Annotated in this window: 17 protein-coding genes; 14 read left to right on the top strand and 3 right to left on the bottom strand. The window is 61.1% G+C overall.

From position 1 onward, the window contains the following. The first annotated feature begins 30 nt into the window (after positions 1 to 30). The 4 genes from ROSERS_RS08900 to ROSERS_RS08885 all read left to right on the top strand — a co-directional run bounded on the left by ROSERS_RS08900 (position 31) and on the right by ROSERS_RS08885 (position 6,221). Positions 31 to 1,203, top strand: coding sequence for an iron-containing alcohol dehydrogenase (locus ROSERS_RS08900; RefSeq protein ID WP_011956456.1), 1,173 nt, complete (start codon positions 31 to 33; stop codon positions 1,201 to 1,203). A 43-nt stretch (positions 1,204 to 1,246) separates the two neighbouring features. Continuing rightward, entirely contained in the window at positions 1,247 to 3,730 is a 2,484-nt protein-coding gene (locus ROSERS_RS08895) for a hypothetical protein (RefSeq protein WP_011956455.1), read from the top strand. Next, on the top strand, positions 3,727 to 4,113 hold the full coding sequence (locus tag ROSERS_RS08890) for a hypothetical protein (protein ID WP_011956454.1): 387 nt from the start codon (positions 3,727 to 3,729) through the stop codon (positions 4,111 to 4,113). The genes ROSERS_RS08895 and ROSERS_RS08890 overlap by 4 nt, the downstream gene beginning before the upstream one ends. Before the next feature lie 164 nt (positions 4,114 to 4,277). Beyond that, a complete protein-coding gene (locus ROSERS_RS08885) occupies positions 4,278 to 6,221 on the top strand; it encodes a PhoX family protein (protein WP_011956453.1) in 1,944 nt (647 codons plus the stop codon). Positions 6,222 to 6,384: 163 nt separating this feature from the next. On the opposite strand, the gene ROSERS_RS08880 is transcribed toward ROSERS_RS08885, so the two are convergent. Further along, entirely contained in the window at positions 6,385 to 6,891 is a 507-nt protein-coding gene (locus ROSERS_RS08880; RefSeq protein WP_041333374.1) for an HNH endonuclease, read from the bottom strand. A gap of 400 nt (positions 6,892 to 7,291) precedes the next feature. Between ROSERS_RS08880 and ROSERS_RS08875 the strand changes: the two genes are divergently transcribed. The 8 genes from ROSERS_RS08875 to ROSERS_RS08840 all read left to right on the top strand — a co-directional run bounded on the left by ROSERS_RS08875 (position 7,292) and on the right by ROSERS_RS08840 (position 14,678). Then, positions 7,292 to 8,878 (top strand): LCP family protein, encoded by a 1,587-nt coding sequence (locus tag ROSERS_RS08875; protein ID WP_011956451.1) that lies wholly within the window; start codon positions 7,292 to 7,294, stop codon positions 8,876 to 8,878. A gap of 8 nt (positions 8,879 to 8,886) precedes the next feature. After that, a complete protein-coding gene (locus tag ROSERS_RS08870; protein ID WP_011956450.1) occupies positions 8,887 to 9,558 on the top strand; it encodes a Uma2 family endonuclease in 672 nt (223 codons plus the stop codon). A gap of 11 nt (positions 9,559 to 9,569) precedes the next feature. Then, the gene (locus tag ROSERS_RS08865; protein WP_011956449.1) at positions 9,570 to 11,015 is read left to right on the top strand and encodes a glycoside hydrolase family 13 protein; all 1,446 of its coding nucleotides are present in this window, start codon (positions 9,570 to 9,572) and stop codon (positions 11,013 to 11,015) included. Further along, positions 11,012 to 11,707 carry a suppressor of fused domain protein gene (locus ROSERS_RS08860; protein WP_011956448.1) on the top strand — a complete coding sequence of 232 codons (696 nt, stop codon included), beginning with the start codon at positions 11,012 to 11,014 and terminating at the stop codon, positions 11,705 to 11,707. The genes ROSERS_RS08865 and ROSERS_RS08860 overlap by 4 nt, the downstream gene beginning before the upstream one ends. Beyond that, on the top strand, positions 11,704 to 12,678 hold the full coding sequence (locus ROSERS_RS08855) for an STAS domain-containing protein (protein WP_011956447.1): 975 nt from the start codon (positions 11,704 to 11,706) through the stop codon (positions 12,676 to 12,678). The genes ROSERS_RS08860 and ROSERS_RS08855 overlap by 4 nt, the downstream gene beginning before the upstream one ends. 188 nt (positions 12,679 to 12,866) lie before the next feature. Further along, positions 12,867 to 13,244, top strand: a complete 378-nt coding sequence (locus tag ROSERS_RS08850) for an ArsR/SmtB family transcription factor (protein WP_083763363.1) — start codon at positions 12,867 to 12,869, stop codon at positions 13,242 to 13,244. A 14-nt stretch (positions 13,245 to 13,258) separates the two neighbouring features. Continuing rightward, positions 13,259 to 13,498 carry a thioredoxin family protein gene (locus tag ROSERS_RS08845; protein ID WP_011956445.1) on the top strand — a complete coding sequence of 80 codons (240 nt, stop codon included), beginning with the start codon at positions 13,259 to 13,261 and terminating at the stop codon, positions 13,496 to 13,498. A 121-nt stretch (positions 13,499 to 13,619) separates the two neighbouring features. Beyond that, on the top strand, positions 13,620 to 14,678 hold the full coding sequence (locus ROSERS_RS08840) for a permease (protein ID WP_011956444.1): 1,059 nt from the start codon (positions 13,620 to 13,622) through the stop codon (positions 14,676 to 14,678). A gap of 187 nt (positions 14,679 to 14,865) precedes the next feature. Here ROSERS_RS08840 and mgsA read toward each other — a convergent pair whose 3' ends face one another. Continuing rightward, a complete protein-coding gene (gene mgsA, locus ROSERS_RS08835) occupies positions 14,866 to 15,258 on the bottom strand; it encodes a methylglyoxal synthase (protein ID WP_011956443.1) in 393 nt (130 codons plus the stop codon). 146 nt (positions 15,259 to 15,404) lie between these two features. Here mgsA and ROSERS_RS08830 point away from each other — a divergent pair, with 146 nt between their 5' ends. Next, positions 15,405 to 16,223: a glucosaminidase domain-containing protein gene (locus ROSERS_RS08830; protein WP_011956442.1), complete on the top strand. Its 819-nt coding sequence runs from the start codon at positions 15,405 to 15,407 to the stop codon at positions 16,221 to 16,223. Between the two features lie 140 nt (positions 16,224 to 16,363). Beyond that, positions 16,364 to 17,473, top strand: a complete 1,110-nt coding sequence (locus ROSERS_RS08825; protein ID WP_011956441.1) for a M20 family metallopeptidase — start codon at positions 16,364 to 16,366, stop codon at positions 17,471 to 17,473. 54 nt (positions 17,474 to 17,527) lie between these two features. Here ROSERS_RS08825 and ROSERS_RS08820 read toward each other — a convergent pair whose 3' ends face one another. Beyond that, complete coding sequence (locus ROSERS_RS08820; RefSeq protein ID WP_011956440.1) at positions 17,528 to 18,715, bottom strand: DUF4938 domain-containing protein; 1,188 nt, start codon at positions 18,713 to 18,715, stop codon at positions 17,528 to 17,530. Positions 18,716 to 18,810 lie beyond the last annotated feature (95 nt).

The raw sequence follows: 18,810 nt of genomic DNA, 5'->3' as shown, positions 1-18,810 counted from the left end.
AGGAAGAACTGCTGGTAAAGGAGGCTGTCTATGATGCCGCCACGAGCATTTCTCATGCCGGCGCAGGTTCTCATCGGCTCAGGCGCGGTTGAACAGGTCGGCGCCGAGTGTCAGAAGCGCGGTTGGAAGAAAGCCCTGATCGTTTCCGACAAAATCATGCTTGGGCTGGGGCTGGTCGGCAAAGTCGAGCAGTATCTTGCCGAGAGCGGAATCGCCAGCACGGTGTACGCCGGCGTCAACACCGAACCGGTGGTGGAATACGTTCAGGAAGGCTTGCAGACGTATCGGGAAGGCAACTGCGACTTCGTCGTCGCGGTTGGCGGCGGCAGCCCCATCGACACAGCCAAAGCCATCGCAGTGCTGGTGACCAATCCCGGTTCCATCGAGCAGTACAAGGGTATCGGGAAAATCGCCGCACCCGGCGTGCCGGTCGTGGCTATCCCCACCACAGCCGGCACCGGCAGCGAAGCGACGGTCTACACCGTCATCACCGACCAGAAGACCGATGTCAAGATGTTGATCGGCAGCCCGTATCTCATGCCGACCATCGCCATTGTCGATCCCATGCTGACGGTGTCGTCGCCGCAGAGCGTGACAGCGGCGACCGGAGTCGATGCGCTGGTGCACGCTATCGAAGCGTATGTGTCGGTCAAGCGTCAACCGATGACCGACATTTTCTGTCTGTCGGCAATCCGGCTGATTTCCCAGAATATTCGCCAGGCATGGGCAAACGGCAACAACATCGAAGCGCGTGAGCAGATGATGCTCGGCGCCTTCCAGGCGGGAGTCGCATTCAGCAACTCGTCGGTTGCGCTGGTTCACGGGATGTCGCGCCCGATCGGCGCGCACTTCCATATCGCGCATGGCGTTTCTAACGCGGCGCTGCTGGCAGCCGTCACCGAGTTCAGTCTGATCGGCGACCCGGTGCGCTATGCGCAGATTGCCGAAGCGATGGGCGAACCGATTCAGGGTCTCTCGGTCATGGAGGCTGCGGATCGCGTCGTGCACGCCATCCGCCGTCTGGTCAGCGATATCCGCATCCCATCGCTGAAGCAACTGGGGGTCGAGCGTGAACGCCTGATCGAACTCGCGCCTTCGATGGCAGATGCAGCCATCGATAGCGGCAGCCCGGCGAACAACCCGCGCAAGCCAACCAGGCAAGAGATTATCGATCTGTATATCAAGGCATACGATCAGGAGTGAACAGCGCGTGACCGTCCCAGGGCGGCGCTGAGTCTCGTCAGGTATGGCTTCCGCAACAAACCCCTCGCACTCCGAACCGGGCGCTGCGGGAACGGATGACGCGGCGGCAGTACGTTATGCGCCGCCGCGTTTCAATCTGATCCTCGATGCAGTGATGGTGATCGCGGTCGCAATCACGTCGTTCGTTTTCCTCAACCGCCCTCTGGACACGCAGCATCTGGTGATCATCGGCGCCAGTGATCGCGGCATCGCAACGGGATTCCATGGAGCAGAGATCAGTCAGGCGGACGGGCGCCCCTTCCGGTGGACAACCGCAGAAGCAACGGTTCGACTGCCAGCGCACGGTGTGACCGACCACCTGCTGATGTTGCGCCTGGCTGCGCCGACGGGTGTCGCCCCCTCTATGCCGCAAGCGGTTGCGGTCGATCTGAACCGCACTCATCTGGCAACTCTGCCGGTTCTGCCAGCGCCGCGCGTCTATCGACTGCTGGCGCCGCACCATCGGATCGCTATCGCCGGGAATGACATCACGCTCCGCACTGCCACCACGCGCGTACCCGGTGATCGACGTGATCTGGGTGTGGTTGCGTTTGCAGTAACATGTGCAGCGCTCAACGAAACCGCCTGGTTGCCGTCTGTGCAGGCGGCAGCAGTGACCGGCGCTGCCTGGGCGCTGTTGATTGCGCTCCGATCATCCGGCATTGGCGCGCTGCGATGGATTGTTGTTGCACTATTCACACTGATCAGCCTGAGCATGCGCCATTCCGATCTGCGCTTTGCCCATCGTTGGGAAGCATTGCTGCTGACCCTGGGGCTGGCAACGGTCTTCGCCCTCTTCCTCTTAATTACTGCGCGATGGAAAGGTTCCGAAGCAAGCGTTGAACGTTCAACGTTCAACGCTCACCATTTAGCCTTTCCCTTGATCACCACCGGCGTCGCGACCCTTCTCGCTGTGCTGCTCCTTGCACCGCTCACTCCCGATCCTGCACGCTTCGTCCCCGGTCCGCCCGGCGATAACCTGGAGTACGTCTGGAAACTCCAGTGGTTCGCCGACGCGATTGCCGAGCGGCGATCACCGACCTTCGTTCCATACCTGTTCTATCCCACCGGATACGAACTGGCATATTCCGAGTTGACGCCCGCCCACACGCTTCTGGGTCTACCGCTGACATTGCTTGCAGGATCGACGCTCACATACAATGTTCTGATCGTCATATCGTTCGTCCTGACAACACTTTTGACCGCATTGCTGGCAGAGCGTCTGGGCGCCGGGCGACTGGGCGCATTTGCAGCAGGTATTGGCGTTGGTTTCTGCCTGTGGCGATACCAGCATACTCTGGGGCAGATGAACATGATCGGTACGCAGTGGACGGTTCTTGCACTCTATGGACTGGAAGGCTTCATCAGGCGGCGAAGCTCCTCTGATGCAGCGCTGATGGGAACAGGCGTCGCACTGGCGGCGTGGTCGTCGTGGTACTACGGACCGACGCTGTGGCTGATCATGGCGCTCTGGTTGCTGATGCGCTGGCCCTGGAAGGAAACGCGCTCGCTACGAACGGCAGGTCCGGCGGCGCTGACGGCGCCGCTCGTCGCACTGGCGCTGATCGCACCCTATGCCCAACCGACCATCCAGGCGCTGCGCGGCGGCGACACCCGTCACGAGTACACTTCGCTTCTGTCCCTTTCCGCGCGTCCGCTCGACTACCTGACTCCCAGCCGATACCACGCGACCTGGGGCGCGTGGTCGGCGCAGATTGCGCCCGATACCGCCGGCGCACAACTCGTGGCGCCAGGGTTTGCGCTGCTGGCGCTGGCGGGCGTTGGGGCATGGCGCTGGCGACGAAGCCCAATCACGTGGACGCTATTGATCATCGCAGGGGTCTGTTTTGTGTTGAGCCTGGGACCGGAGTTGCGTCTCGGCGACCGGACGATCCCGCTCCCGGCGCTCCTGGCATATGAGCATATACCGGTGCTGCGCAGCATCCGCGCCTGGTCACGCATGGCATTCTACGTCCAGATATGCGTCGGTCTGCTGGCAGCCCTCGGTTTGACCGGTTTTGCGCAGTGGCGTCGAGCGTGGCAGGCGCTGGGGGTGGTTGCGGTCTGCGGTGTTCTGCTGGAAGTCGCTCACGCCGCTCCATGGAGCGCATCGACCGCACCACGACCGGTTGATCGCTGGCTGGCGACCCAACCGGGATCCGGCGCAACGCTTCAGGTCCCTGATTCTTTCTCCGGTGCGATCGAGTACTACGCCCTTTTCTCGAAACGTCCAAGTCTGACGGGCTATGGCACATTCGAGCCGGCTGGCGCGACAGCCGACCTGGTATGGCTGCGCGAGTTTCCATCCGAACGCGCCCTGACAACCCTCCGGCGATTAGGGGGCGAGTATATCCTGGTGCGCCGCAATGCTATGGACCGTGAGCGGCCCGGATGGCGCGAACGCGCTACGCAGCAACCGGAACTCGCGCAGGTCTATGAGGATGATGAGTTTACTGTGTATCGCATTGTGACAGGACCACACCCATGAACGACGGTAAGCCACACCCTGAACCGATCTTCCTCGTCCCGCCTGGACCGGACGATGAACCACTGGCGGCGCAGATCGCGCGCGCGTTGAACGAACGTCGCTCCGCGCCTGATGGCCTGCCATTGCTGACCGATGTTGCGCAGGGCGACCCGTACCTGGCGGAGCAACTCGCAGCGCTGCACGCCATGTGGGAAATCCAACCGCAACCGCCACGCGGGTTGCTCGACCGGCTGCGGCGGCGCATTGCCTGGTGGCTGCTCGAACCGGAATTGCGCCAGATCAATGCGGTTCATGCCACCCTCACCCGCCTGATCGACAGTCTGATCGTCCTGGCAGATCGCGAGCGCGCAGCACGACGACGAATAGAAGAGCACATATATTAACACGAGTTAACAAAAATCTTACAAGAACTTTACAGCCAGCGCACCCAATCATCTCGACCCGCACGCTAGAATCACAACTGCTCCGGGAAGTATGTAATCTGCACTACACACCCAAGCAACCGCCAGGGGCATCTATTCTGATTCTAGAAAGGGAGAAAGCTGTTATGGGTGGACGCGACGAACAGGACAAACTGATCGTCCGGTCGGTCGATGGCAAGGGTGAGCACTTCGAAGACATTCTGGAACAGCATCTGAGCCGCCGTTCTTTCCTCAAGACTGCCGCGGTTACTTCAGGGCTGGTAGTCGCCGCCACAGCGATGGGCGTTGATGTTGCTACAGCGCAAACGCGCCCGGCGCCGATGCTGCCAAAGTTCCGCAAAGTTTCGCCAACCGCACCAGAAGTAGATGAGATTGCCGTACCAGACGGGTACTATGCAGCAACGCTCATCCGCTGGGGTGAGCCGATCTTCGCCGATGCGCCGGAGTTCGACGTCTGGACGCAGACGAAGGAAAAGCAGGAGAAGCAGTTCGGCTACAACTGCGACTATATCGGCTATTTCCCGTTGCCGTCGTACACCTCGAACAATTCGACGCGCGGTTTGCTGGTCGTCAACCACGAATATACCAACCCCGAACTGATGTTCCCCGGCTACGATGTCGAGAACCCCAACCCTACGAAGACGCAGGTCGATGTCGAACTGGCAGCGCATGGCGTAACGGTTATCGAAGTCGCGCGCGGTCGCGATGGTCGCTGGAATGTAGTGCGCAATTCGCCCTATAACCGCCGACTGACTGGCTACACGCCGATGACCATCAGCGGTCCGGCAGCCGACCATGAATGGATGAAGACGAGTGCTGACCCGACGGGGCGCAACATTCTCGGCACGCTGAATAACTGCGCTGGCGGCAAGACGCCGTGGGGCACAGTGCTGACCGCCGAGGAGAACTTCCACCAGTATTTCGCCAACCTGCGCGGGTTGCGGGATGGCGACTATCGCAAGGCGATCCACGCACGCTACGGGATGCCGACTGGCGCATCCGAGCGCAGGTGGGAGAACTTCTATGATCGCTTCGATGTCGCCAAAGAACCGAATGAAGGGTTCCGCTTCGGCTGGATCGTCGAGTTCGACCCCTACAATCCTAAATCAGTGCCGGTGAAGCGCACCTGGCTGGGGCGCTTCCGCCACGAGGCGGCGACGATTGTGATCGCGCCCAGCGGTCAGGTTGTGGCGTACTCCGGCGACGATGCACGCGGCGAGTATGTCTACAAGTTCGTCTCGAACGGGCGCTACAACCCGCGCAACCGTGAGGCGAACTTCAACCTCCTCGACGATGGCATGCTGTACGTTGCGCGCTTCAACGCGGACGGCACCGGCGAGTGGCTGCCGCTGAAGCACGGCTTCGGTCCGCTGAACGAGGGCAACGGTTTCATGTCGCAGGGAGACGTGCTGATCAAGACGCGCAACGCTGCCGACGCGCTTGGCGCAACCAAGATGGACCGGCCGGAGGACATCGAAACCAACCCGGTCAACAAGAAGGTCTACATCATCCTGACGAACAACAGCCAGCGCGGCGTCGGCAGCGGTCCGCCGGTCGATGCTGCCAACCCGCGCGCGAACAACCGCGCTGGTCACATTATCGAACTGACCGAGGAAGGGAACAACCACGCAGCAACTCGCTTCACCTGGAACATCTTCATCCTGGCAGGTTTGCCGACCGACGAGTCGACCTACTTCGCCGGGTACGACAAGAGCAAGGTCAGCCCTATCGCCACGCCGGACAACATTGTCTTCGACCTTGCTGGCAACGCCTGGGTCGCTACCGACGGCGCCCCCAGCGCGATCAAACTGAACGATGGTCTGTTCGCCATTCCGGTCGCCGGTTCGGAGCGCGGCCACGTCCAACAATTTTTCTCGTCGGTGGCGGGAAGCGAGGTGTGCGGTCCGGAGTTCACGCCCGATAACCGCACGCTGTTCCTGGCAATCCAGCATCCGGGCGAGGGTGGCACATTCGAGAAGCCGATCAGCACCTGGCCCGACCGTCAGGGTCTGCCGCGCCCAAGCGTGATCACCATTCAGGCGTTCGACAACCGCCGCATTGGTCAGTAGTTGCAGTCAGGCGCATATACAGCAGCACAAAGGGGGGAACAGAGTGTTCCCCCCTTGTTTGTGGCAAGGCAGTATGCAACACGACGGCGTGATTGCGCTGGCGCTTGCCTGGCAGTGTTCCCCCCTTGTTTGTGGCAAGGCAGTATGCAACTCCTGCCATAGCTTATGTATATGCGTATTTTCGCCACACATCGTGGCGTTCGAGTTCACCAAGGAGCGCAAAAGCGACATACTGCGGCTGGCGAGGAATGGTCAGCAGGGTCATGCCGGCTTCTTCCGGCGTGCGCCCACCTTTGCGGTGATTGCAGTCGCGACAGGCAGTCACCACATTTTCCCAGGTTGTCTCACCGCCACGGGAACGCGGCACCACGTGGTCGACCGTCAGGTGAGCGCGACCAGGCTGCGCACCGCAGTACTGACACGTCTCCCGGTCGCGCAGCAGGATACTGCGCCGTGAACAGGGGAGACGCATGCGACGAGGGATGCGGATATATCGCACCAGCCTGATAACCAGCGGAACTTCGAGGGAGATGCCGCGCGCGCGAAGACGCTGCTGGGCAGCTTCGACCAGCTCTGCTTTATCCTGCAGCAAGAGAACGATCGCGCGACGAACAGAAATAAACTGTAGCGGCTCGTAGCTTGCGTTGAGAACAAGAACTCGTTGCCCCAAGCCTTTCCCCCTTTCCAGAAGCTGCAAAGCCAACTCACTGCGCTCTGGCGAAGGGGGAATGACCCTACGCTCGAGCGCGTATGACATCAGCGGCGCTCGCAGAGAGCACCACCCTGAAGGAGCGTGTGACGCATCGCCGGGCAACAGTGCAAACAATAGCAGAATCTCCGACGATCGCTGCGCATAGTGCGCATCGGTCGATTTCGGTATGCGTCCTGTCGCTGTTGTGTCGAAACGTCACGTTTGATAAACCCTTAATAATGACGCTATTTCGTGCAGTCATAACGCCTGACTGTCGTACTTATAGAATACACGACATTTATGGCATCTGTCAAATATGAGGATACGAGCGCTATGGTATAATCACGCGCCAGAAATCGATCCTGCACGAGGATTGCATGTGGCAAATGATTATCGGCAACGATCCGGAAACGGTACGACAGCGCGCGAGCGCATTGCAGCACGCCGGCGTGCACGGCGCACCACCAGTTGGACCACGTTTGCGCTGGCAATTGGAGCGCTGGCGCTGCTGGCGCTTTTGACCGCTGGCGTCATGGCGCTGCGTCAGGCCGGTCGCGTCCTGGAGCGCCTCGAACAGGAAGATCCACGCCAGCGCGCAACGACTGCTCCATTGCCGCTTCCAACCACGCTCCAACCCTCGAACCACGACGCAACCGTTGCGGCAACGGCTCCCGCAACGTCCGACCAACCCTCAACACAGTTGTTGAGCCGTCCTTTTACCGTGCTGCTGCTCGGGGTTGATCGTCGCCCAAACCCCGAAGAGGGGGTGCGCAGCGACACGCTGATCCTGGTGCGGGTCGATCCGCAGGCGCGCACTGCCAGTATGCTCTCGATCCCACGCGACTCAGTCGCGCCGATCCCACACCTCGGTTGGGCAAAGATCAACGCTGCCTATGGATACGGGTACGCCAACGCTGCCGCGCTCTATGGCGCAGCAACCGATCCATCGGCGGCTGGCGGCGCACTCGCAGCTGAAGCAGTCGAGCAATTCCTCGGCGTCACGGTCGACTACATCGCACAGGTCGATTTTCGCGGCTTTGAGCGACTCGTCGATACGGTCGGCGGTGTGCTGATTGACGTACCGGCGCCGATCCTCGATGCAGAATATCCCACCGAAAACTATGGCGTTGAGCGGATCTATATTCCAGCGGGTCTGCAAGTGCTCGATGGGCGCATGGCGCTGATCTACGCCCGCACGCGCCATGGCAGCAGTGATTTCGAGCGGGGCAGGCGGCAGCAGCAGGTGTTGCGCGCGCTCCTCGATCAGGTGCGCGCCCGTGGATTGCTCGATAACGCAGCGCTGCTCCCACGCTGGATCGAGGTCGTCAGCGAACATGTGCGCACTACCCTGCCGGTCTCCGATCTGCGCGCGGCAGCGGAACTGGCGGCGCTGGCGCGCGATCTCGATGGCAATCGCATTTTGCAACTCTCAATCAATCCGAACGATGTGGCAATCGACCGCGAGGACGGCTCGGATATTTACTGGAACCCGACCGATCTGGCGGCGCTGGTGGCGCGCTGGAAGGCTGGACCAGACCTGAGCGTTGCACCATCGATTACGAGTCTGCCGACCCAGGCGGCTGCACCTGATTCGCCGCCGCTCGACCCGGCGCAACCAACGCCCACCCTGCTCCCCGCCGTCGCCGAGCCGGACACGGTTGTCCAGGTGCTCAACGGCGCCCGTGTCGAAGGGATCGCCGGACGTGTGAGCGCTTTCCTTGCAGATCGCGGGTTTATCATTGCCGATCCGGCGACTGTCACCCGCATCTATGAACACACGGTGATCATCGACTACAGCGGACGACCGGAAACACGCCGCCGCCTGGCGGAGGCGCTGGGTATCGAAGCGCGCTACGTCCTGGCGACGGCGCCGCCTGATGCGCCGCCGCCGGGATATAATGTCGATATTGTCGTGGTTATCGGGCGTGATTACCGCCAGGAGTGGCTGAGCAACGATGGGAGGTGAAGAAACGCATGACAACACTGCAACTGGCGATACCGTATCTCGAAAGCGGCGACCGGCTCACGCGGGCGGAGTTCGAGCGACGCTACAACGCTATGCCGGATGGCTTCAAAGCCGAACTGATCGAAGGAGTTGTCTCCGTGGCTTCCCCCGTTCGCTTCGCAACTCACAGCGAACCGCACAGTCGGATTATCACGCTCCTTGGCGTCTATGCAGCGGCAACTCCCGGCGTCCGTGTCGGCAATAACGCAACCGTGCGGCTCGACTGGGAGAATGAACTCCAACCTGACGGGCTGTTGCGCCTCGAAAACGGCACATCAACCATCGACGCCGATGGCTACGTTTGCGGACCGCTGGAGTTCGTCGCTGAAATTGCTGGAAGTAGCGCTGCGCAGGACATGCACGCCAAACTGCGCGTCTACCGTCGCGCCGGCGTGCAGGAATATCTGGTGTGGCTGGTCTTCGAGGAGCGCATTGTCTGGTTCACACTCGACGAAGGCGAGTACCGTCAGATACCCGCCGACCCCGACCATATCACGCGCAGCCGCATCTTTCCCGGTCTCTGGTTCGACCTGCCCGCGCTTCTGCGCGGCGATATGGCAACCGCACTTGCGGCGCTGCAGCAGGGGATCGCCGCTGCCGACCACGCCGCTTTTGTCATCCGCCTGCGATCCGGTGAGTGAACGACACACTTATGACCATTCATACGCCCGACTGGGTCAAACACGCTGTTTTCTATCAGATTTTTCCCGACCGTTTCGCCTGGAGCGCCCGGGTCGCCAAACCGAACAACCTCCAGCCCTGGGACAGCCCTCCAACACCAGAAGGGTACAAAGGCGGCGATCTGTTGGGCGTCGTCGAACGGCTGGATTACCTGCAGGATCTGGGGATCACGGCGATCTACTTCACGCCGATCTTCCAGTCCGCCTCGAACCATCGGTACCACACCCACGACTACTATCAGGTCGATCCGATGCTCGGCGGCAACCGGGCATTCCGTGAGTTGCTGGAAGCGTGCCACCGGCGCGGCATGCGCGTCGTGCTCGATGGCGTCTTCAATCACGCCAGCCGCGGCTTTTTCCAGTTCAACGACATTCTCGAAAACGGACCCCACTCCGCGTACCTGGACTGGTTCTTCATCGAGGGATGGCCCCTGCATCCGTATGATGGCGCGCGCCCGGCAAACTATCGCGCGTGGTTCAACAACCGGGCGCTGCCAAAGTTCAACACCGACAACCCGCAGGTGCGCGAGTTTCTCATGCAGGTCGCCGAGCACTGGATCCGCCAGGGCATCGACGGCTGGCGACTGGATGTGCCGTTCGAGATCACGACCGAAGGGTTCTGGCAGGAATTCCGCCAGCGGGTGAAAGCCATCAACCCTGAAGCCTACATCGTCGGCGAGGTATGGCGCGATGCGCGCCAGTGGTTGCAGGGCGACCAGTTCGATGGCGTGATGAACTATCTCTTCGCCGGACCGACGATTGCCTACGCCGCCGGACCGCGCGTCGATCCGGCGCAGGTGGTCGGAAGGGATTATGTCACATCACCGCCGCTGACCGGTGCCGAGTATGCGCGGGTGATCGACGACGTGGTGACTCTCTACGACTGGGAGATCCAACTGACGCAGCTGAACCTGTTCGACAGCCACGACACGGCGCGCCTGCTGACCATCGCGCGCGGCGACCGCAGCAGTGTGCGCCTGGCGACGATCCTGCTCATGACCTTTCCCGGAGCGCCGTCGGTGTTCTACGGAGACGAAATCGGACTGGAGGGAGGCGTCGATCCGGATGCCCGTCGCACGATGCCGTGGGATCGCCCGGAAACCTGGGATATGGCGGCGCTGGCGTACCACAAGCGCCTGATCGAACTGCGTCACACACTGCCAGCGCTGCGCACCGGCACATTCCATACGCTCTACGCCGATGACGCTGTGTTCGCCTTTGCGCGCAAACTGGAAAACCAGACGGTGATTGTCGTGGTCAACAATGATGATCAACCGCGCCGCGTCTCCATCCCGGTCGCCGGTATGCTTCCCGACGGGCACGACCTGATTGCTCGCTACGGCAACTACCGCAACCGTATCATTCATGGTACACTTGAAGTACAGGCGCCGGCTCGCGATGGACTGATCCTGGCATGACATTCGACCTCAACCGGTTCCGTGCGACACTCGATGCCGCGCATGTGCGCAATGACGACCCGACCACGCTGGTGTTCGACAACTACCTGCGCTGGAAGGGTGTGCCCGCATTTCTTGTACGTCCGGTTTTCAAGAATGACGCGCCGCCAGCCGAAGTGTTCGTGTCACCCCACTTTACGGTGCTGGTATACCGGGCAAACCCGCTCTATACGACGCTCTGCACCCTCGGCGCCAGTTACCGCACCATTCCCTTCAGCCGCGCCAGTTTCGGCGATGAGCGCGGCGTGCGTTACGAGTACATCATGCATGCTGCGCCGTCGCACGAACAGCAGGTCGCCCAACTCCTGGCGCTGATAGCCGAATACCCGTTCATCCATACCATCGAGATCGGACCCGGATATATTCTGCCTGTTGGTGAACCGGTTGTGCCGGGATCGTCGATGGAGTACCTCTACTTCACTTACCCGTATCTTGATGATGGTCGATTGTACGAAAGCGATCCCTGGGGTCAGATTGAACGTCCCGACCTGTTGATCCAGATGCTGTGGGTGCTGCCGATCTATCGATCCGAAGCACAGTTTATTCGCACAAACGGCATGGAGGCATTCGAGCAGCGCTTGCAGGAACGTCATTCACGCATCTACGACGCTTACGATATGCTGCGTTTGCCGGTTGTGGAGCACGTACCATGACACAGCGCCAGGTTGTCACTGCCCTGCTGATTATCCAGATCTTTGGAACAATATTGCTGGCGACCGGTCAGGTGCTGCGCGATGCCTCCAGCATTATTCTGCCGATGAGCATTGCCATCGCAATCCTGCTGATCGTCTTGCTGTGGGCATACCGGCGCGGGTGGGAACCGGCGCGCATGATCGACATCGTGATTGTGACGGTTGCGGTTGGCATCGCCACACCTGACGAGTTCGTCGTGCAACGTCAGGCGCTGATTGCGCTTGTGCCGATGGCGCTGGCGCAGGTGCTTGGCGGGCCCCGCTGGGTGGTCGGCAGCGCGCTGGGGATGCTCGCCATTTTCACCCTGCGCGCCGGATCAGAGCATGGTTTCGTGACCACCTACACCGCCGATCTGCGCACAATTGCCATCTTTATCTTCATTGTCGCCAGCATGGCGCTGAGTCGCATCATCGCCGATACCGCCGTGCGCAACGCGATGAAGCAGCAACAACGGGCTGAAGAGGCGTTTGCGCGCATCGAGACGCAGGCGCAGACCCTTCAGGAACAAACGCAGGCGCTGCAAGCGCAGAATCAGCGCCAGCAACGGTTGCTCGATCTCGTAGCGCAACTGGAAACCCCGGCAATCCTGCTGGCAGAGGGAGTGCTGCTGGCGCCGGTCGTCGGACCGATCGATGATCAACGGGCGCAATCGTTCGTCGGGCGGTTGCTCGAAGCTGCCAGCCTCCAGCGGGCGCGCCTGGTGATTATTGACATCGCTGGCGCCTCGAATGTGGACAGCCGCGCGGCTGCGCTGCTGGGGCAGGCGGTGCAGGCGCTGCGCCTGATCGGATGCCAGGTGGCAATCAGCGGCATCTCGGCAGAACTGGCGCACACCCTGGTGACTGCCGGCATCTCCTTCAATGGCGTACCCACGGTGCGCACCCCGCGCGAAGCAATCGAACACTTCCAGATACTGATCGAATTGTCTTGATAAGAAAACAGTAACACGTTTTCCCCCGTCTGGCAAGCATCTGTGAAACCACAAACGCGATCAGCACCCTGTGCCACTATCAACTGCCTCAGACGCTGGCATAACACGGTAACACGGTTGCGGAGTCGCTACCAGAAATTAATCTCTTTCATCTTGTCTGTATGCAAAATCTTGCATATACTGCCGCTATGCGATCACATGAGACAACATTCATTTCTGAGGCGCTCATCTTCAAGGCGTTGATGCATCCAACGCGGATTGCGCTTCTGGAAGCGCTCCGCGAAGGTGAGCAGTGCGTCTGTCGTCTCGAAGAGGCGTTCGCCATGCCGCAGGCGTACATCTCGCAGCAACTGGCAGTCCTGCGCCGGGTCGGGCTGATCGCCGACCGCCGCAGAGGGGTGAACATTTTCTACCGCATTGCGAAGCCGGAAGTGCTCCAGATGATCGACCTGGCGCGCACGATGGTGAACAGCGATGCGCACAGCATCAGTGCAGGAACGCTCTCCGCCTGCACGTGCGCACGACGTACTGATCGCATATCGACCGTTCTCGATAGCACTGAGTAGCAAGGAGGTCTCGGATGGTCTCGGTCAAGATTCTTGGGTCGGGTTGCGCCAATTGCAAACGTCTCGAAGCGGTTGTGGCAAAAGTGATCGCCGAACGCGGCATCGATGCCGCAATTGAAAAAGTGACCGACTATGCGCACATGATGCGCTGGAACATTCTGCAAACCCCCGGTCTGGTCATCAACGACACGCTGGTCTCCGCTGGCCGCATTCCCAGCGAGTCCGAAATCACCGCCTGGCTGACGCAACATTGAGCGTTCGTCGCGGCATTGCCGGGCGCTGCGACCACGCAGAAGCCCTGCCACTGGAGTGGCGCCACGTATGGCGACAAGGATGCAGGGAGATTTTTGTCCTTTTTACGTGAGGTTCTTCGTTATGGCACAGGTTCTTACATCACCGGCAGAACACGCGAGAGCCGCAGATCGTCGCGCCTGGTTGATGGTGGCCGGAGCGGCGGTTGTCTGGCTCGTGGCGTACAGGAGCATCCAACCGCTGGCAAACTGGCTGACCTATGGGTTGATCGGTCTTCAACCAGGATCGCACCTGGGAGAGTCGGTCGCCTTCTTTCTCTACGATGTTCCCAAGATCCTGCTCCTGCTCAGCGGTATGATTTTCGTTATCTCGACAGTCCGTTCCTTTTTCAGCCCTGAACGAACGCGTGCGTTGCTTACCGGGAAGCGTGAGGGGGTCGGCAACCTGTTGGCAGCGAGCCTTGGCGTGGTGACGCCGTTCTGTTCCTGTTCCGCCGTGCCGCTCTTTATCGGTTTCGTTGAAGCGGGCATTCCGCTGGGTGTCACCTTTTCGTTTCTCATCGCCGCCCCAATGGTGAATGAAGTCGCTCTGGTGATGCTCTTCGGTCTCTTCGGCTGGCAGATCGCGGCGCTCTACATGGCAGCGGGGTTGGCGATTGCCGTGGCGTCGGGAATGGTCATTGGGCGTTTGCAGATGGAACGGTACGTAGAGGACTTCGTCTGGCAGATCCGATCCGGCGGCGGAGCAGTTGCCGCCACCGACCCGACATGGTCGCAACGCTTCGCGCTTGCCTGGCAAAGCACGCGCGAGATTGTCGGGCGGGTCTGGCTGTATGTCATCATTGGCATTGCCGTCGGCGCCGGCATTCATGGCTACGTGCCGGAACAGGCGATGGCCGACATTATGGGACGCGAAGCGTGGTGGTCGGTTCCGGCGGCAGTGCTGCTGGGGGTCCCGCTCTATGCGAATGCCGCTGGTGTGATGCCGGTCATTCAGGCGCTGATTGCGAAAGGCGCAGCGCTCGGAACGGCGCTGGCGTTCATGATGGCTGTCGTCGCCCTGAGTCTGCCGGAGATGATCATTCTCCGACGGGTGCTCAAGCCGCGCCTGATCATCACCTTCATCGGCATCACAGCGGCGGGCATTGTTGCTATCGGGTATCTGTTCAACCTGGTGATCTGAGCGGCAGTTGCGGCGGGAAGATCCGGGTGCGCCTGGAGCACAAGACGCGCACGATGACGCTGGCGCTGCGTTCGACCGAAACAGGTACACCGTCGTTGCCGCATCCCATCGCTCTGTCCGCCCAACCGCGCCCGTGAGCCAGCCGACCACGCCTGGCTCACGGGACGCACCGTGAATGCGACGAGCGCTACACCGCCTCTCCCTGCGGCAGACCGGCAATCACCAGTTCGGCGGTCGCCAGGTTGGTGGCCAGCGGCACATTGTAGAGATTGCACACCCGCAGCAACCCCTGAATATCCGGCTCGTGCGGATGGGCGTAGAGCGGGTCGACCAGGAAAATGACCCCATCGATCTCACCCTGGGCAACCCGCGCTGCGATCTGCGCATCGCCACCCATCGGTCCCGACAGCATTCGTTCGACCTCCAGGCGCGTCGCTCGCGCGATTCGCTCCCCGGTCGTTCCGGTGGCGATCAGGCGACACCCGGCAAGCGCATCGCGGTGGCGTAACGTAAAGAGCACGATGTCGTCCTTTTTGCGGTCATGCGCAATCAGCGCCAGCGTTGGTCGTCGTCCGATCACGACTCACTCCCTCGACAAACCCGATGAAACCGCCAGTATCATACACCACTCAGGTTGCAGCAACGACGCTGTAATCTCAAGCCCTGGAAACACCCCGGCGTTCGCGGTATGCTCATGGCAGAAACTATCTGTTGTAGGACACTGCCGTGATAACCCGTCGCCAGTTTCTTAAAGTATTGATCGCCACATGTGCGACTGCCGCCGCTGGATCAACCGGTCGAGCCAGTGAACGTTCAGCATACCAGGTCTATCTGCCGCTGGTTCAGGCGTCCGCCGCAGCACCGCCCGAACCGACCGAACCGCCCCTTCCGCCCACGCCGGTTCCACCGCCCGATGACGATCTTCCACCCATCCTCGATGATGCACCGATTGTCGGTCGAGCAACCGGTACGGCAGAGATGGCGATCGCCTGGTTGACGCCGCGCGCCGATTCCGGTTATACCCCCTTCGATATTGGCGTCATTGTCCAGGCATACCGCTCCATCGGCGACGCAGCCGGCATAGACTGGTTTCTGGCGCTGGCACAGATGGCGCACGAAACGGGTCACCTGACCAGTTTCTGGAGTCTGCGCCCGCAGCGCAACCCGGCGGGTATCGGCGTCACCGGCGAGTGGCGCAGCGATCCGCCGCCCGATCCGAGTGGATGGGCGTACAATACGCAGCGGCAACGCTGGGAACGCGGCATCAGTTTCCCGACATGGGTTGACCATGCTATCCCGGCCCACCTGGGGCGGTTGCTGGCATACGCCCTCACCGATGCACAGGCGAACGAGACGCAACGCGCGCTGATCGCCACGGCGCTTGCAGTCCGACCACTCCCCTCCCATCTGCGGGGCATCGCTCCGACAATTCCCGGTCTCAACGGTCGATGGGCATCACCCGGTACGACCTATGGACAGTCGATCATTGCGCTTGCACGGCGGATGCGGTACGGACCGGCAAGCATCGAGGGGGAGGAAGGTTAAAAACCCGGCTCTCAGTCCTCAGTTCTCAGTCCTCAGTTCTCAGTCCTCAGTTCTCAGTTCCCGGTTCTCAGTTCTCAGCCCTCATCCGCAACGCATGGTATACTACGTCGCAACGACCAGAATGACACGGAGCAAGCGCCATGAACGATGCCTCGTTGCGACGTGAGATCACCGACCTCGCCTGTGACCTGATTGCCTTTGAGTCGACTGCCGACCATCCATCAGAATTGAAGGCAGCGATTGATTATGTCGAGCAATACGCCCGTCAGATCGACGGAGTATTGATCCGGCGATACGAGGTTGAACAGAAGCCAGGTCTGATGGTGACGCTGCGCGACACGCACACGCCAGCGCTTCTGCTCAACGGACACCTCGATGTGGTCGCTGCGCGTGCAGAGCAATACCGTCCCGTTGTGCGCGACGGGCGCATCTACGGTCGCGGCAGTCAGGATATGAAAGGCGCATGCGCTGTGCTCATGCGGCTGATGAAAGACCTGGCTGCGGCGCCCCAACCGCCCGACGTTGGCTTTATGTATGTCACTGATGAGGAGATCGGCGGCTTCCACGGAACGAGTTATCTGCTGGAGCAGGGGTGGCGCACCCGCTTCTTCATCGCTGCGGAACCGACCGACCTCAACATCTGCTATGCAGCAAAAGGCATGGTGCGGTTCGATGTCACACTCCATGGCAAACCGGCGCACGGTTCGCGTCCGTGGGATGGAGTCAACCCGATCCTGCTGCTGCGCGACGGGTTGCAGGCGCTCGAACGACGCTTCCCCACCCCCACGGAAGCAGTCTGGGCAACGACCGCCGTGCCGACCGTAGTGCGTGGCGGCGAGACGCTCAACCGCATTCCTGAGACCGTCACCCTCTCGCTCGATATTCGCCACATTCCTGAAGAAACCCCTGACGAGATCGAAGCTGCTGTGCGCGCCTGTTTCCCCGGCGCGACTGTGGTTCGCAACAGCAACGGCGGCATCCCGCTGCTGACCGACCCCAACGACCCGCACCTTGCGCGCCTTGCTGCCAGCGTCGAGCGCATCACCGGGCGCCAGCCAGCATTCTACCGTGAGCATTACGGTTCAGACGCCCGGTTCTACAGCGGCGCTGGCATTCCGGCGATCTGTTTCGGACCGGTGGGCGCCGGATTGCACTCCGATGAAGAGTGGGTCGATATTGCCAGTCTGGAGCGCCTCTACCGGATTCTGTACGATTTCGCACGGGTGGCGGCTCATGAAGATCAGGAATAGCAACCGGTATTCACCCGGTAGCCCGGCGGCTCATGACGTTCTGTTCGTGGGGCTTCAACATATCGCGTGCATCCCCTCCGCGAACGCACGATGCAACGCCTCAACCACGAGCGCCTGCCAGGGATCCAGGTCTGGCGGAGGCGCGATGGTCGTCTCATCCCACCCATGGGCAACCACAATCGCCTGATCGCGCAGGAAGAGTGCGCTGCCCCCTGCTGCACGATGCGCCCGCAGCACCGCATGCTCCGAGCGGGCTATCAGGATCAACGGGCACGGCGCATAGTCAGCGAGCGCCAGGATCGACGGATCATCGGCATTGAGAATCCCGCGCCCGCCCGGCGCCGTCACCAGCAGTGCAACGCCCAACGCACGCGCCAGATCGTCACGGCTCCCGGCTTCAGATACCAGCGCATCCGGCAGATCGATCAATGCACTGACCAGGCAGTGCTCGACCGGCAATCCGCGCCGCAGCAGATCGAACGGATCCAGGTCCAGGATCACCATTTCAGCCTGCGGATCCGTCAAGCAAGCGCGTGCTGCGTCGAATGACGCCGACAGGGCGCTGACCGTTCTACCCCGTCGTTCTGCCACTTGAGCGGCAAAGATGCCTGCGGTTGACGCCGGGGCGCTGCCGGAAATGACGACCACCGGAACGCTCCCCAGACGATCCCAGGGAACTGCCGCACTCAGCGGCGATGACGCGAAGGGTGGCGCGCTGGCGCCGGCATCGGATGGACGCGGATTCGACTCGCTTTTGTGAAACAATGCTGGATCAAGCGTGTAACCACGCGCACCGTAGCCGATCTGAATCAGACCATCACGCCGCGTAAAAGCCGGGATCCGCCGCGCCGACGCTTCGGCGATCAGTTGCAGCGCCTGGATCGGCAGGGCTTCAGCCCGGCGTTTCTTCTGCAAATCCCACAGACGCCCGTCCGCATCCCACTCCTCATCACCGGCATCGCGCGCGTTGAGCAGCGCCACGACATAGCGCAGCATCTCTGCGCCAATCGCCGGCATCGGTGTCACGAAGAACGCTTCATGCCAGACCTCACCCTCTGCAACACGGCTATCGATATGCGGGGCAGCGATCACCAGACCGATACGCTGTGCAGCGTCTTTGAGCGCCGCGCGCAATGCCAGACTATAGTCGCGCCCGGCGCGGAGATGCGCCAGGACGCCAGGGCGTGGATCGAAACGATTGGGACCGTCAAACGTCGCCAGGGTGCAGATGTCAATTGTCATACATCTCTCCGCAACAACTGACAACATGGTACCAGCCTGGCGCGTCACACGCAAAAAAGGGGCGATGTCCAGGACATCGCCCCTTCGGACCTCAT

It is taken from the genome of Roseiflexus sp. RS-1, assembly GCF_000016665.1.
GTDB lineage: Bacteria > Chloroflexota > Chloroflexia > Chloroflexales > Roseiflexaceae > Roseiflexus.
This window is presented reverse-complemented; position numbering and strand designations above follow the sequence as displayed.

Bases quoted from the DNA above. Each gene is read 5' to 3' on its own strand.
- ROSERS_RS08900 (WP_011956456.1), top strand. From the start codon at position 31: ATGATGCCGCCACGAGCATTTCTCATGCCGGCGCAGGTTCTCATCGGC.
- ROSERS_RS08895 (WP_011956455.1), top strand. From the start codon at position 1,247: ATGGCTTCCGCAACAAACCCCTCGCACTCCGAACCGGGCGCTGCGGGA.
- ROSERS_RS08890 (WP_011956454.1), top strand. From the start codon at position 3,727: ATGAACGACGGTAAGCCACACCCTGAACCGATCTTCCTCGTCCCGCCT.
- ROSERS_RS08885 (WP_011956453.1), top strand. From the start codon at position 4,278: ATGGGTGGACGCGACGAACAGGACAAACTGATCGTCCGGTCGGTCGAT.
- ROSERS_RS08870 (WP_011956450.1), top strand. From the start codon at position 8,887: ATGACAACACTGCAACTGGCGATACCGTATCTCGAAAGCGGCGACCGG.
- ROSERS_RS08865 (WP_011956449.1), top strand. From the start codon at position 9,570: ATGACCATTCATACGCCCGACTGGGTCAAACACGCTGTTTTCTATCAG.
- ROSERS_RS08860 (WP_011956448.1), top strand. From the start codon at position 11,012: ATGACATTCGACCTCAACCGGTTCCGTGCGACACTCGATGCCGCGCAT.
- ROSERS_RS08855 (WP_011956447.1), top strand. From the start codon at position 11,704: ATGACACAGCGCCAGGTTGTCACTGCCCTGCTGATTATCCAGATCTTT.
- ROSERS_RS08850 (WP_083763363.1), top strand. From the start codon at position 12,867: ATGCGATCACATGAGACAACATTCATTTCTGAGGCGCTCATCTTCAAG.
- ROSERS_RS08845 (WP_011956445.1), top strand. From the start codon at position 13,259: ATGGTCTCGGTCAAGATTCTTGGGTCGGGTTGCGCCAATTGCAAACGT.
- ROSERS_RS08840 (WP_011956444.1), top strand. From the start codon at position 13,620: ATGGCACAGGTTCTTACATCACCGGCAGAACACGCGAGAGCCGCAGAT.
- ROSERS_RS08825 (WP_011956441.1), top strand. From the start codon at position 16,364: ATGAACGATGCCTCGTTGCGACGTGAGATCACCGACCTCGCCTGTGAC.
- ROSERS_RS08820 (WP_011956440.1), bottom strand. From the start codon at position 18,715: ATGACAATTGACATCTGCACCCTGGCGACGTTTGACGGTCCCAATCGT.